This window comes from Marinicella rhabdoformis, from assembly GCF_009671245.1.
Classification (GTDB): Bacteria; Pseudomonadota; Gammaproteobacteria; order Xanthomonadales; family Marinicellaceae; genus Marinicella; species Marinicella rhabdoformis.
Map to the genome: position 1 here is coordinate 1 of NZ_VTFS01000002.1, position 14840 is coordinate 14840.

The following is a 14840-nucleotide window of genomic DNA, read 5'->3' on the forward strand; positions in this document are numbered from 1 at the left end:
CTGGTGAAAATAGAGCTATAGAACCACCTGAACCCATCTCGAACTCAGAAGTGAAATGTAGCATCGCCGATGGTAGTGTGGGAGTTCCCATGTGAGAGTAGGACATCGCCAGGATCTTATACTAAAAAAGCCTCAACATATGTTGGGGCTTTTTTTTGCCTTAAATTTATTGAACATCAACAAATGTAAAAAAAGCCTTAATAAAATGGTTAAGGCTTGAAAGGTAAATTCCTTATTTGAGTATGTTATTTTCAGCTGGGGGTATTACCGGGATCGCAGGTTGTAATGAGATGACATGCTGCTATCGTACCCGCCTATGTTGTTTCTAGGCGTTGTTTTAATGGTGATTAAGGCCTACATTTATTGTATTGTTTTCTCAAAAGTAACAATGTCTTCTGGCGTATCAATACCATGAGGCGTTGGTAAAAGTGCTTTTGCTGTGGCAATCTTATGGCCTGTAGAAAGTGCCCTAAGTTGTTCTAGAGATTCTACTCTTTCTAATTCGGTCTGAGGTAAAAGTGAAAAGTCTTTGAGGAATGACACCCTGTAAACATACAAACCAATGTGGTGTTTGTAAGAAACATGTTCTGGAAGTTCAGACGTACCAGTATGGTTGAAAAGATGTTGAGACCAGGGGATAGGGGCTCGCGAGAAAAACAAGGCCTTACCGTTGGTTTCAGTAACGATTTTAACCAAATTAGGGTTAAAAACATCTTCAATGGTTTTTATTTCTTGATACAAAGTTCCAATGCTGATGTCATCATGTTGTTCAAACAGTTGCAGTACCGCGTTGATATTTTCTTTGGGCACCAAAGGTTCATCACCTTGATAATTTAATACCAATGTCTCATCAGGCCAATTCATGATTTGCGCACATTCTGCAATTCGATCAGTTCCTGACTGGTGGTTATTTTGAGTCATTACAACTTTTTGTCCTAGTGATTCAACGAAATCGAAAATTCTTTTATCGTCAGTAGCAACTACCACTTCCAAAGCACCTAATTTGTTGGCGGACTCTATAGCCCATTGAATCAATGGTTTCCCTTTAATCTGAATTAATGGCTTTCCGGGTAGTCGTGTTGATTGATAGCGGGCAGGGATACAAATAACAAAATCTGTTTTCATTTTTTTAAGCCCTCAATCAATCCATTTATTTGGTGTATTGTATCTGGCTTCATTATAATTTTTAGCTGCACAACCCAGATGTTTTTGCTATCAAATTGATCACATTTTACGGCATCTTTTTCTGTAATCATTATAGGGTAATCATCATCAAAGCATAAGTCATCAAATGCTATTTCATGGTGATCTGGTAAAGGTTTTTTAATAATAGCCAAACCTTCTTTTGATAATAAATTGAAAAAACTGTTTGGGTTAGCAATACCAGCAACAGCATGAATTTTTTGGCTTCTGAAAGTTGTTATATCTATTTGTTTTGATGGGTGCCCTAAAGGGTAAATTGATTTAATACCGAGTTCGTAATGGTGTTTATCCGGAAAACTACCTTTGTAAATAACAATATCTGCTTCATCAAGCCGAGTTAAAGGTTCTCGTAATGGACCTGCTGGTAAAAACATGTTATTTCCAGTTTGCCACTTGGCATCTAACATGACTATTTCTATATCTCGCTTTAAGGCATAATGCTGCATACCATCATCTGAAACAATAACATTGACATTGTACTGGGCAATTAGTTGTTTACCAGCTTTAGCTCTGTCCTTTCCAACCATCACGGGTGCTTGTGTTTTTTGTGCCATTAACAGCGCTTCATCTCCTGAAGCATGTGCATCGGCATGTGGTGTTACAAACATTGGCTCGACTTTTCTCTTACCACCATAACCTCGTGAGATGATGCCTGGTTTATAACCCAATGTTTTCAAATGATTCACCAACCAAATGACCATCGGCGTTTTACCACCACCGCCCGCAGTTATATTACCAACTATGATTACAGGTACTTTTAATTGGGTGCTGCGAAGTAAGCCTAATCGATATACCTTCCTGCGAAGAGCAGCTATTTTTTGAAAAGCTTTAGACAACATACGTGCACCAAAGCTCGGTGATTGACCCCCATACCAAATGGCTCTGACTTTATCTTCATTGTGACTCATTAGTTTGTCAGTGCCTGTGCTTGTTGTAATTGGGCGTATAGACCTCGTTTGGCCATCAGTTCTTTGTGACTACCTTGCTCAGCAATTTGGCCATGATGCATCACAACAACAGTATCAGCATTTTCAATTGTTGATAAACGGTGAGCAATGACCAGTGTGGTCTTGTTTTCCATAACATGTTGTAAAGCTTGTTGAATGTGTTGTTCTGATTCTGTGTCCAGTGCTGATGTGGCTTCGTCCAGAATCAATATCGGCGAATCTTTAAGTATGGCTCTGGCTATGGCTATGCGTTGACGTTGTCCTCCGGACAGTCGCGTGCCATTGTCACCTAACATGGTATCAAAACCGTCAGGAAGTTCTTGTATGAATGATAAAGCATTGGCTTTGTGGGCTGCTTCAATGATCTCAGCTTCAGATTTAAGTTGGTTGCTGCCATAGGCAATGTTGTTTCGTACTGTGTCATTAAACAGCACAACTTCTTGGCTTACGGCCGCTATGTGGTCACGCAAGTTACTGAGGGTCAGTTCGTGAATATTTTTGCCGTTGATGTTTATACTGCCTTGGTTGATATCGTAAAATCGGGGTAATAAATTGGCGACAGTGGTTTTGCCACTTCCTGACGCGCCAACCAGTGCCACCACGTGTCCAGCTTTGACTTTCAGATTGAAATCTTTTATTGCCCAAATGGGTTTGCCTTTTTCATCATTTTCATAAGAAAAATATACCGAATCAAAACTCAGAGACATTGGTCCAGGTGCTAACTCTGATTGGCCATGGTCTTCTTCAATCGGTTGTTCAAGTATATACAAGACACTATCAGCTGCTGCCAACGTCGTTTGAATGGCAGCAAAAACTTGGGACAGACGCTTGATAGAAGGCATCAATGCGAGCATCGCTGTCATGAATGCCATGAAAGTACCTGGAGACATATTTGACTTGGCTGCCAAATACATGATGACCGATAATGCAATGGCAATCATCAGATGTATCGTAGAAGAAGTCACTTCTTGTGTGGCTACTATCTTGACTTGTAACTGCCTGTTTTGTTTGATGTTGTGGTTGAATCTTTTGTGTTCATCTGCTTCACCTTTGAAAATTTTGACAATTTTCTGTCCTTTGACGACTTCTTCAACAATTTGTGTGATGCGCGCTACAGACCCTTGTATGCTTCGACCAATTTTACGGAATCTTTTGTTAATTATTCGGATGATTATAGCAACCACAGGAAAAACGATAAAAGCAACGACAGCCAGTTTGGCTGAGTAATAAAACATGACACTGAGGAACATGACAATAGCCAAAGCTTCTCTGAGCATTTGAATTAAGCTTTTGGTGACTCCTGTTGCAATTTGTTCAATATCGTATGTGATGCGTGATATCAATCCGCCCGCGGCATGCTCATCGTAAAATTTTTGTGGTAGTTTTAGGTAACGACTGAATACTTGTCGTCTTAAATCATTGACTATCTTTCGTCCGGTCCAAGTAAAGCCATAAGCGGCAACGAAATTACCAAAAGCCCGAATGATGAATACGCCAATGATCAACACGGGAATCAAGCTGATCCATTTCGGATCTTGTTGGGCAAAACCATTGTCTAATATGGGTTTCAACATGGCAGCAAAAGATGCCTGCATGGCAGCATCAATCAAAGCACCCATGAAAGCCAAAAATAAAACCAGACGATAAGGCCTAGCATACATTAACAGTTGGCTGTAAGAAGCTTTGGGCTTGTTATCTTTGTTGGTGTGCTTCGAGTGTGCTTTTTTCAGCTTGTTACTGTTTTCGTTCACTGTTGTGTACTTTTAGTTGTGGCCATTGATACCGCAGAAAATCCCATGTTGCCCAGCACATCCATAGCGAGTACAACATGCTTGTGGGCCACATTGGCATCAGCTTTTAAGATAACTGGCATGTCTCTGTCGTCTTTTGCAATGGCACGCAAGGCTTTGGTTAAATTAGCTGTTTGTGCATTTGGTACTTCGTTGTTGTTGACATAAAAAGCACCATTTTTACTGATTGATATAACCAAGTCTTCTTGGACAGAAGCCACAGCATCAGCACTGGCTTCAGGCAGCTCAATTTTAAGTTTTGATTGTTTTTCAAATGTGGTGCTGACCATAAAGAAAATCAGCAGCAAAAAAACAACATCAATCAAAGGCGTCAGATTCAGGTTGCGCCTTTCTGATTCTGAACTCGAAATTTTCATTGTTTTTCGCTCATAGAATCAATTAATTGCATGACTTGTTGTTCCATGACTATGGTTTGGTCAGCAATTTTATTCTTAAAGTGCCTGTAAAAAAGAACGGTGGGTATGGCAACAATCAAGCCAGCTGCAGTAGTGGTCAGTGCTTGAGAAATACCGCCAGCCAATTGGTTGGCATCGCCGACACCGAATTCCATGATGTTGGCAAACACTTTCATCATACCAATTACTGTGCCCAACAGACCTAACAAAGGTGAAACTTCGCCTATGGCGCTGAGCCAGTTTAATGGTTTTTCTAATTGATGTGACACATGTCTTCCAGCATCTTCTACTGCTTCTACAATCTGTTCTCTAGGGGCGTGGCGTTTGTGTAAAGCCGCAGCCATTAAGTACCCTAAAGGTGAGTTTTCTGCTAATTGTTCAATGTGCTTGGCGTCTAAATTTTTCTTTTTGGACCAATCTATGACTTGCGCTGGCAAGTCACTTGGAATGATTTCTTTGTCTCGTAGGCTCCAAAAACGTTCGCCAATAATCATCATGGCCAAAGCCATTAAAATTAACAAGAAAATCATCACAACACCGCCACTGGCTACAATTTCAAACACAGGCCACTCCTTTTAAGTTGGGAATTAAAAAAACAGCTATTTTAATCAATTAAATAGAAAAATTCAGTAAAACCTGTAGATGTACTGAATGCTGAATTACAAAGCCCACGCTGAACGTGGTGTTCAGCGTGGGTAGGGCGTCACTGGTTACCAGTGAACACCACGCATTAAGCTGGCAAACGCCATCTGTTCAGGTGAAACTTCTTTAGGTGCAGCAGATTTATCACCTTTAGCTGCAGCAGAATCTGGGAACATGTTGAAAGCAGAATTCATAACAACCTCCATAGATTTAGGCATAACGGCATGCATCACTTGAGCAAATACTCCCAATTTTGTGGCGATTCTTTGAGGACGTCTGATGATGGCATCTTTAATAAACAAGGCCGCTTCTTCAGGAGAAATGGTTGGTACGTTGTTATACATTTTGGTCGGTGCGATCATGGGTGTACGAACCAATGGCATGTTAATTGTGGTGAACGCCACATTCAAATCGTTGTACTCAGCAGCGGCACACCTTGAAAAAGCATCCAATGCCGCTTTTGAAGCCACATAAGCTGAGAATCTTGGTGCATTGGTCAATACACCAATTGATGAAATGTTGATGATTTGACCAAACTTTCGTTCTGACATGCCAGGTAAGAATCCCATAATCAAACGCAAAGAACCGAAGTAGTTGAGGTCCATGGTGCGCTCAAAATCATGAAAACGGTCATATGATAATGCAATTGAGCGGCGAATGGATCGGCCTGCATTGTTCACCAAAATATCAACACCACCTAAATCATTGTTGACATCTTCAACTAACTTCAAAGCAGATTTTTCATCAGATAAATCTGCACTGTACATAGACACTTCTGCGCCTAATGCTTTCGCTTCTTTGGCTGTTTCTTCAAGTTTTTCTAAGCCTCTGGCCACGATGATCAAGTGTGCGCCTTTCTCCGCTAACATCATTGCCACGGCATGACCGATACCAGAAGATGCACCGGTAACCATCACTCGTTTGCCTGCCACACGGCCAGACAATGAACGATCAACAAACAAATCTGGATCGAGGTTACGTTCCCAGTAATCCCAAAGACGGAAAGCGTATTTTTTCAACTTAGGGAGTTTGATGCCAGAGCCTTTTAAAGCTTTCTGCGTTTCACGATCATCAAAGCGAGTAGGGTAATTAACAAACTTTAAAACGCCAGGAGGAATGCCGATGTCATTCATCAACTGCTTGCGAATGCGCCTTACTGGTGAGAGCATCATCAAGCCTTGTTTGACAGCGCCGGGTACAAAATTAAAAACACGTGCATCGATTCGCATGTTCATTTGTGGTGCATTGGCCGCATCTGCAAAAATATTCAAGACTGTCCCAATGCGTTTTGGATTTGAATCCGTGATGTGGAAGCAGCCACCATCCAAACCTTTTTGGTGTGCGATGTGGTCCATGACGTCAACAACATAATCGACTGGAACCATGTTTAAACGACCGCCTTCTAAGCCCATCATTGGCATCCATTGAGGGAAAATTTTTCGCATTTTCTGAATTAACTTGAAGAAATAATAAGGCCCATCAATTTTATCAATCACACCTGTTTTGGAATGGCCTAATACCATGGCAGGTCGATAAATACGAAACGGAATGTTGCAATCTTTGCGAACAATCGCCTCAGAATCGTGTTTGGTTTTGAAGTAAGGGTGGTCTAAACCTTCCGCTTCTTCAAACATGTCTTCTCGGAATACGCCAGGGTACATGCCCGCAGCAGCAATTGAAGATGTGTGGTGAAAACAGCCAGCCTTGATGGCTTCAGCCAGTTGTACGGCGTGTTTTGTACCATCAACATTGGCAGCCAACTGATCTTCCATGCTGGCACTCATGTCATATATCGCAGCCAAGTGGAAAAAGTGCTTGACCTTGCCTTTCATTGCATCGATGTTTTTCTTGCTTATGCCCAGGTTTTTTTCTGTTAAATCACCGGTAATTAGGTGAATTCTCTTGCTTGGTGCTACAATGCCATCCAGCATGTCTTGTAATTTCTTTTTTGACTCTTTTCTGACCAGTAAATAAATTTCACCTTTGCGGGCAAATAATTTTTCTAATAAATGCCTGCCTACGAAGCCAGATGCGCCTGTTAAGAAATACGACATAGAGTTTTCTCCTGTAATTAGATTGACCCGACCTCTAAAATCGTGTCAAATGAAGCGGAATAAATTTGCTAATATCTTACCATGACTGATTTGAATGATGCATTTGAGAATGCACAGAAAGAGATAAAAACTTTAAGCTCAAAACCTGACGATGGCACTTTGTTGAAGCTCTATGCTTTATACAAACAAGGGGCTGTTGGAGATGTTCAAGGTGACAAGCCTGGATTTTTTGACTTCGTTGGCGCAGCCAAATATGAAGCCTGGGAACAATTAAAAGGCACAACCAGCGAAGATGCACAGCAACAGTACATCGACCTAGTGAACAAACTGGTAGGCTGATGAAAACCAAAGACCGCATCATTGCCACTGCATTGCGGTTGTTCAATGAAGAGGGTGAGCCCAATGTCACCACGAACCACATTGCCGATGAAATGGACATCAGTCCAGGAAATTTGTATTACCACTTTAAAAGCAAGGACGACATCATTTGGCAGATTTTTCTTCAATATGAAGGAAAAATAAAGGAAGCTTTGGTGGTGCCAGAAATTCAAACCGCTAGCATGAAATCTATGTGGCTATATCTGAACATGGTTTTTGATGTCATCGTAGAATACCGTTTCCTTTATAGAAACTTGATTCAGTTGATGAACCGCATAGAGTTTCTTAAGCGTCATTTTCGTCACATTTTGGCACTTAAGTCACAAACTGCACTGGCCATATTGGAGCAACTTCAAGAGCTTGAAGTGGTTAAAGCTGATGACGCAACGGTGCGGAATTTGGCGGATCAAATTGCACTGACTTCAACTTTTTGGTTGAACTATTCTATCGCGATTTTTGATGATGAGTTTGATGAGCAAAAGAAATTATCTCACGGTATCTTTCACATTTTACAAATGATTGCACCTTTTCTTGATGACAAGCAAAAGGCTTTGCTTAACCAGTTGTCAGCTCAGTTTTTATAAGTATTAAGCTTTAATCTCTGAACGTCTTTTATCAAAGCTGTCTTTTTTCGAGGGTAGTTTTTCGTGAAGGTAACCTTCTTACGAAGGCAAGCTTTTTACGAAGGCAGGCTTTTTACGAAGGTATTTCGGCACCACAATACATGTCATGCAATAAGTGGATGATAGATACGGCTTTGCTGTCAGTCAAAGAGTAATAAATACTTTGTGAATCACGGCGGTTTTGTACCAAATCCGCTTCCCTGAGTTGGGCCAAGTGCTGAGATAAAGCAGATTGACTTAATTGAGGTATTAACTCATTGATGTCACTCACTGAAAGTTCTTGATCATGTAACATACACAAAATCATAAGCCTGTGCTGATTGGCCAGGATTTTCAGCAAAGAAGTGGCTTGTTGGGAGTGTTCCAACATGCGCTCTAATGGAATGTTACTGGTTACGTTCATGCGGGCATTATGCCTATTTTTTTGCTCATTACAAGTTTTTACTTGCCATATTAGAAAATTCTAATATAATGGCGTAAAACAACAAGTCGAGATTTTATGAAGTCATTTTTCTTATATTGGGCACTGAAAAGGCCAAAAGTGGTGTTTTGGGCGGTTGGTCTGGTGACTTTAATCACAGCTGCACTGATTCCCCTGATACAAATAGACACGGATCCTGAGAATATGTTGCCTGAATCGCAACTTGATCGGGTGTTTCACAACCAAATTAAGACAAAATTCCAGTTACATGACATGATTGTCATCGGTATGGTAAATGAACAAGGTGTGTTCAATCCGAAATCATTGGCAAATATGACCGAAGTGGCCAACAAAGCTGCAAACACAGCAGGTGTGATTGCTTATGACTTGATGGCCTTATCACATGTGGACAATGTCAGCCAAACGGAAACTGGCGCATTAAAGTTTGAGTGGTTGATGAAATCATCACCTGAAAATGAGATGCAAGCACAATGGGTCGCAACTCAAGTGGAACGCTTGCCTTTGTTGAAAAACACTTTGGTTTCTGAAGACGGTAAAGCAGCAGCCATTTATGTGCCAATAGAACGCAAAGATGAATCACACCGCATAGCCACGGAGATCCAACAAACCATAGATGCATTATCTGGTGATGACGTTTTTCACATCACGGGATTGCCGGTTGCTGAAGACACTTTTGGCTACCAGATGTTTGTACAAATGGGAATATCTGCACCCTTGGCGGCTTTGATGATTTGTATCATGATGTGGTGGTATTTCAGAAATTTAAAATTCATTGCTGCGCCCATGATGGTGGCGATGGCGACATGCATCATGATCATGGGTGTGATGATTGGTATGGGGTACACCGTTCACATCATGAGTTCAATGATCCCTATATTCCTGATGCCGATTGCTGTTGTTGACTCCATTCACATCATGTCGGACTTCACAGAACAGTATCAAAAAGGCAAAGACAAACGAGATGTGGTTGAACAAGTGATGAACCATTTGTTTAAGCCGATGTTGTTCACCTCTGTGACTTCAGCTGTTGGTTTTGCTTCCTTGATGCTGACACCGATTCCGCCTGTACAAGTTTTCGGAGCCTTTGTCGCTTCAGGTATTTTCTTGGCTTTTGCTTTGACCATGTTGTTTGTTCCTGCTTATTTAATCAGTTTAGATGAAGCGGCATTGAAAAACCTGCAAACACGTAAATCAACAGGTGTTGGCCTAAAACAATGGAACTTGAAAAAGTGGGGCATCTTTGCGCTTAATAAACGGATGTCCTTGCTGTTGTTTTTTGTGGTGCTCAGTGGTTTGAGTGCCTGGGGCGTGAGTAAAATCCAAATCAATGACAATCCCGTGCGTTGGTTCAAAGCAGACCACCCGATTCGAATTGCTGACGAGGTGTTAAATGAACATTTTGCGGGCACTTACGATGCTTATATTGTGTTGCAACACAGTGACCCTGATTTAATAGCACAAGTGAACGCGTCATTATTAGAAGTCAATGATGATGCCATTAAAGCTGCTGTCACCCAGTATTTAGCAGGTGATGAACCGGTCACTGTTCAGTGGCAAAACTTGCTGGCCTGGGCAGATGAAGCTGCTTTTGATGCAGAAGATACTGACGCATTGGATCGGGTCATTGACATTGTCAGCGAAGGCTTGAGCCAAAGTGGTTACTTTCAGAATCCAGAAGCATTAACATATATCGAGCAGTTACAAGAAGCCCTTAAACAAAGTGGTTTGGTTGGAAAAAGTAATGGTTTGCCAGAAGTGGTTAAAACCGTTTATAGGGAGTTGTTGACTGGAACAGCAAGTGATTACAGACTGCCTGATTCCAAAGCAGGGGTGGCACAAACTTTATTACAATACCAGTCATCACACAGACCACAAGACTTGTGGCATTTTGTCAGCACAGACTATAACCAAACCGTATTGTGGCTTCAGTTAACCAGTGGTGACAACCAAGACATGAGCCGTGTTATAGACGCTGTTGATGCTTTTGTTGCGACTCAGCCATTACCTGAAAACGTCAGTTTACAGTGGGCAGGTAAAACCTACCTTAACCAAGTCTGGCAACAAGAAATGGTGGCCGGCATGGCGATGAGTTTGGCCAGTGCCTTTGTGGTGGTTTTTGTCATGATGGTGTTGTTGTTCCGCAGTGTTATTTTTGGTGTGTTGGCCATGTTGCCTCTGACCATCACGATCACCTTTATATATGGATTGATTGGCTGGTTGGGTAAGGATTATGACATGCCCATTGCGGTGTTGTCTTCTTTGACCTTGGGCTTGTCGGTCGATTTTGCGATACATTTTTTGCAAAGGGCGCGAGATTTGTATGCTGAGCATCAAGATTTTGGTATCACCATGCGTTTGATGTTTGAAGAACCGGCCACTGCCATCAGCCGCAATGCGGTCGTTATTGCCTTAGGGTTTACGCCCTTATTGTTGGCGCCGCTGATGCCTTATGTAACGGTGGGTTTTGTTTTGGCCTTGATTATGGCCGTGTCGGCTTCGGTGACTTTGTTGTTGTTACCGGCGATGTTGATGTTTGTTAAAAAGTGGGTATTTAAATGATTAGATTGATATTAATGGTATTGAGTATTTCAATATGTGGGCAAGTGTATTCCAATGACTTGTCTGTAGAAGAAATCATTGCGCGTGCCAATCAGGCATCCTTTTATGCCGGTGATGATGGCCGCAGTGATGCGCGCATGATGATTGTTGATGCCCAAGGCAATAAACAAATGCGTCAATTTGTTATCTACAGAAAAGACATCATGAGTGGTGAAGTGGATAACGGTGATCAAAACTTTTTGGTGGTGTTTTCAAGACCCAGTGACGTCAATGGCACGGTTTTTTTAGTCCATAAAAAAGCCGAAGGCGATGACGACAGGTGGTTATATTTACCCGCATTGGATTTAGAAAAGCGCATTGCGGCCAGTGACAATCGCAGCAGTTTTGTTGGCAGTGACTTTTTCTATGAAGACGTTTCAGGCCGTCACCCTAAAGCAGATGTGCATGAAGTCACTTCACAGGATGGTGATTTTTATGCCATCAAAAGCACGCCAAAAGATGCGGATGCTGTTGAGTTTTCTTATTACACCATGAACATAGATAAGCAGACCTTTTTGCCGATAGAGGTCAGTTACTTCGATAAACAGGGTAAAAAATACCGCCAAGTCGAAGTGTTGAAGGTTGAAGAAGTGCAAGGCCATGCGACGGTGATGCAATCGAAAGTAAGCAACTTGAATACCGGCGGACACACACTCATGGCTTTTCGTAATCCACAATATGATGTGGGTTTGACTGAAGCAGACTTCACCAGCCGTGCTTTAAAAAATCCACCACGCAAATAAATATAATCATGGTTAAGATACAATCATTGGCTTTAGCACTGTTATTGTTCACCTCAATGGTTTTTGCCCAAGACAGCAAGGATGTTCAAGATAAGCAAGTTACTCAAGATAAACAGGTTGTTGAAGACGCACCTGTCATTCAAGAAAGCGAAGCTGACTTGTGGGGTGACGAGGCTTGGGCCGAAGTAAGTGATGAAACAAGTGGTGATGAAGCGACTTCTGACTTGCAATGGACGGGTTTTGTGGCATACGGCTTGGGCATGCGAACATCAGATGATGATTTGTTCAAGCGACAACAGACCTTGCATGACTGGCGTTTCCATGGAGAAATGTTATATCAAGTCGATGGCTATGACTTGAATGTCAAAGCCGATGTAATGTATGACGATGTGTTGAGTGAAGCCCTTGTGGATTGGCGTGATGTGTCGTTGTCGTTCAGTTTGGGCAAAAATACAGATGTCAGTCTGGGGCGACAAATCAGCACTTGGGGCACTGGCGATTTGTTGTTCTTGAATGATTTCTTCCCAAAAGATTGGCAATCTTTTTTCTCAGGCCGAGATGTGACCTATTTAAAAGCACCCGCCAATGCACTGCGAATGCAGCATTATTTCAAACCATTCAATGTCGATTGGGTCATCACACCAGAATTTGAACCAGACCGATACATCAATGGCGAACGCTTTGCCTTGTATTCACCAGCGGCTCAAAGCTTAATCGGTGGTCAAGAAGTAATCAAAGCCGACAAGCCCAACAAACCTGAATACGCATTGCGCCTGTTCAAGCAGCACAAAGGCATTGAGTATGCTGTTTATGCTTACCATGGTTTTGAAAAAACACCAGAAGGCAGTAATAACGAGGGCTTACCGACTTTTCACCGCAAGCAAAGTCTGGGCTTCAGTGTGCGTGGCAGCTTGTGGGGTGGATTGTTCAATATTGAAGCGGCACAACACAGAGCCCTAGACGACAAATTAGGCAAAATGCCCAATGTAAAAAACGGACAGAACCGTTGGTTGTTAGGCTATGAACATGAATTGGTAAAAAAGCTCAATTGGTCAACACAGTATTATGTCGAACAAACACATGATGTGACCAGTCGCGCGCACCGCGAAGTGTGGACGCAAAGATTAAACTACATGACACACCAAGACAAAACAACGTGGTCATTATTCGCTTTCTACTCACCCACAGACGAAGACAGCTACCTGCGCCCCAACATACAATACCGCCACAACGACCACTGGCGCTTTGATGTCGGTGCCAATTTATTCGATGACAAAAGAAACAACAGCTTTTTTGGTCAATTTGAAAAAAGCAGCAATGCCTATTTCAATGTGAAGTATCAGTTTTGAATGGCTTATTTGTTTCGTTATGAAATAAAGGGTACTGAACCCTTTTACTATTTCATCCCTTTACTATTTCAATATGTTGAACGGGATGCCTGTCCTGGTTTGTTCTCCCACTTGTAGTAAATTCACTACAATGTGTTTAAAGAGATGCATGTCCTTGGTTTCCCAGTGGCTTTTTGTAATATAATTTCTGTTCTATGAAATGTTTTTTTAGCGATGTTTGAATTTTTTATAATGACAGGTCTTGCAGTACTATTTTTTGGGAATCCTGTTTATTCAAATACAACAGACAAAAATGTAAGAGTTAATAAAACCCCAAGTTTTAATGTTTCAAACACACAGGACATATCACAAGCTGTCCCTATCGAAAAAAAGTTGGTACCTTCAGACCCTCAAAGCAATGCTCGATTTGGTTCTGCAGTTGGCGTTTGGGAAAACCGAGCTTTAATTTCAGCTAAAAACCGTAATAACCCAGAAGACCAATCAGGTGCAGTCTATGCCTATGAATTTGATGGTGCAAATTGGATACAGACACAAAAAATTAACGCCAGTGATGCAGCTGCCTTTGATGGTTTTGGTTACTCAATTAGTATGAATGCAAATAGAGCATTGATATCATCAGCAAGTCCGGTTAATGGTATACAGTCAGGTGCAGTTTATTATTATGAAAATGTTGATGGATTTTGGGAGGAAAAACAAAAGTTTTCATCATCTGATGGAGTACTGGGTGATAGGTTTGGAATATCAATGGAATTAGATGGAGATCGTGCGATATTTGGCGCAATTTACGACGATGAAAATGAAAATGACTCCGGGTCGGCATATATCTTTGAGTTTAATGGCAATCAATGGACCGAAGTCCAGCGGTTAAATGCAAATGATGCTTCTGACAATGATAGGTTTGGATATTCTGTGAGTTTGTCTGGAAATAATGCTTTAGTTTCTGCAATATTAGATGATGATAACGGTTCTGCTTCTGGTTCAGCATATGTTTTTAAGTTTAATGGCAAAGCCTGGGTTCAAGATCAAAAACTTACCCCAACTGATGGGAGTACTAACGATAGGTTTGGGATTTCATCAACAATAAATGGAAATAATATTTTAGTCGGTTCTTCTTTTAGCGATACAAGTGGGCTTGACTCTTCCGGCTCTGCATACATTTTTGAATTTGACGGTAAAAACTGGATAGAGAAACAGAAGCTTTTTTCAGGTGATCCATCCGCTGAAGACAATTTTGGAGATTCTGTAAGTTTAAATAAATCAAGAGCTTTGGTATCAGCACCAGGAACAAGTTATAATGTTGATCCATTACCTGGTTATGTGTATGTATATGATTTTAATGGGGTTAACTGGTACCTTTCACACATATTAACTGCATCTGATCGAGAAGAAGGTGACATGTATGGATCGGATACCAGCCTTTTTGGAAATACTGCTTTGATAGGTGATTTTCTTAATGAGGATGCTTATATAGATTCTGGATCATCATATATCTATTCATTACCAGTCAACCCCTTTGAAAGAATATACATGGATGGTTTTGAAGGTGAAAAATAGATCAAATTGGAAATAAAGGAGTCAGTATGTAGCTCCCCCAATTTACTGGACACTAGGTTCTATTAAAATACCTATTTTCAAAGTAAGTTGGTGATCCGTTT

Annotated in this window: 13 protein-coding genes and 1 rRNA gene; 7 read left to right on the top strand and 7 right to left on the bottom strand. The window is 41.4% G+C overall.

Annotated features, from left to right (window positions below; genetic code table 11):
* A 5S ribosomal RNA gene (rrf, locus tag FET73_RS06265) occupies nt 1-114 on the top strand.
* Between the two features lie 246 nt (nt 115-360).
* Here the strand turns inward: rrf and kdsB are convergent.
* The 6 genes from kdsB to FET73_RS06295 all read right to left on the bottom strand — a co-directional run bounded on the left by kdsB (nt 361) and on the right by FET73_RS06295 (nt 7052).
* Entirely contained in the window at nt 361-1125 is a 765-nt protein-coding gene (gene kdsB, locus FET73_RS06270) for a 3-deoxy-manno-octulosonate cytidylyltransferase (protein WP_154223100.1), read from the bottom strand.
* The gene (lpxK, locus tag FET73_RS06275; RefSeq protein ID WP_218944285.1) at nt 1122-2042 is read right to left on the bottom strand and encodes a tetraacyldisaccharide 4'-kinase; all 921 of its coding nucleotides are present in this window, start codon (nt 2040-2042) and stop codon (nt 1122-1124) included. The genes kdsB and lpxK overlap by 4 nt, the downstream gene beginning before the upstream one ends.
* A 68-nt stretch (nt 2043-2110) precedes the next feature.
* Nucleotides 2111-3901, bottom strand: coding sequence for a lipid A export permease/ATP-binding protein MsbA (msbA, locus tag FET73_RS06280; protein WP_154223102.1), 1791 nt, complete (start codon nt 3899-3901; stop codon nt 2111-2113).
* The gene (locus tag FET73_RS06285) at nt 3898-4317 is read right to left on the bottom strand and encodes an ExbD/TolR family protein (protein WP_154223103.1); all 420 of its coding nucleotides are present in this window, start codon (nt 4315-4317) and stop codon (nt 3898-3900) included. The genes msbA and FET73_RS06285 overlap by 4 nt, the downstream gene beginning before the upstream one ends.
* On the bottom strand, nt 4314-4919 hold the full coding sequence (locus FET73_RS15230) for a MotA/TolQ/ExbB proton channel family protein (RefSeq protein WP_179952147.1): 606 nt from the start codon (nt 4917-4919) through the stop codon (nt 4314-4316). The genes FET73_RS06285 and FET73_RS15230 overlap by 4 nt, the downstream gene beginning before the upstream one ends.
* A 147-nt stretch (nt 4920-5066) precedes the next feature.
* Nucleotides 5067-7052 (bottom strand): SDR family oxidoreductase, encoded by a 1986-nt coding sequence (locus FET73_RS06295; RefSeq protein ID WP_154223104.1) that lies wholly within the window; start codon nt 7050-7052, stop codon nt 5067-5069.
* An 81-nt stretch (nt 7053-7133) separates the two neighbouring features.
* Here FET73_RS06295 and FET73_RS06300 point away from each other — a divergent pair, with 81 nt between their 5' ends.
* Entirely contained in the window at nt 7134-7391 is a 258-nt protein-coding gene (locus FET73_RS06300) for an acyl-CoA-binding protein (protein ID WP_179952148.1), read from the top strand.
* Nucleotides 7391-8014 (top strand): TetR/AcrR family transcriptional regulator, encoded by a 624-nt coding sequence (locus FET73_RS06305; RefSeq protein ID WP_154223105.1) that lies wholly within the window; start codon nt 7391-7393, stop codon nt 8012-8014. The genes FET73_RS06300 and FET73_RS06305 overlap by 1 nt, the downstream gene beginning before the upstream one ends.
* A gap of 112 nt (nt 8015-8126) precedes the next feature.
* Here the strand turns inward: FET73_RS06305 and FET73_RS06310 are convergent, their stop codons facing one another.
* Nucleotides 8127-8456, bottom strand: a complete 330-nt coding sequence (locus tag FET73_RS06310) for an ArsR/SmtB family transcription factor (protein WP_154223106.1) — start codon at nt 8454-8456, stop codon at nt 8127-8129.
* A gap of 96 nt (nt 8457-8552) precedes the next feature.
* On the opposite strand from FET73_RS06310, the gene FET73_RS06315 reads away from it, so the two are divergent.
* From FET73_RS06315 to FET73_RS06330, 4 genes are all read left to right on the top strand, one after another.
* Entirely contained in the window at nt 8553-11054 is a 2502-nt protein-coding gene (locus FET73_RS06315) for an efflux RND transporter permease subunit (RefSeq protein WP_154223107.1), read from the top strand.
* On the top strand, nt 11051-11836 hold the full coding sequence (locus FET73_RS06320; protein ID WP_154223108.1) for an outer membrane lipoprotein-sorting protein: 786 nt from the start codon (nt 11051-11053) through the stop codon (nt 11834-11836). The genes FET73_RS06315 and FET73_RS06320 overlap by 4 nt, the downstream gene beginning before the upstream one ends.
* 8 nt (nt 11837-11844) lie before the next feature.
* A complete protein-coding gene (locus FET73_RS06325) occupies nt 11845-13185 on the top strand; it encodes a hypothetical protein (RefSeq protein ID WP_154223109.1) in 1341 nt (446 codons plus the stop codon).
* A gap of 213 nt (nt 13186-13398) precedes the next feature.
* Complete coding sequence (locus FET73_RS06330) at nt 13399-14739, top strand: FG-GAP repeat protein (protein WP_154223110.1); 1341 nt, start codon at nt 13399-13401, stop codon at nt 14737-14739.
* Nucleotides 14740-14840: the final 101 nt, after the last annotated feature.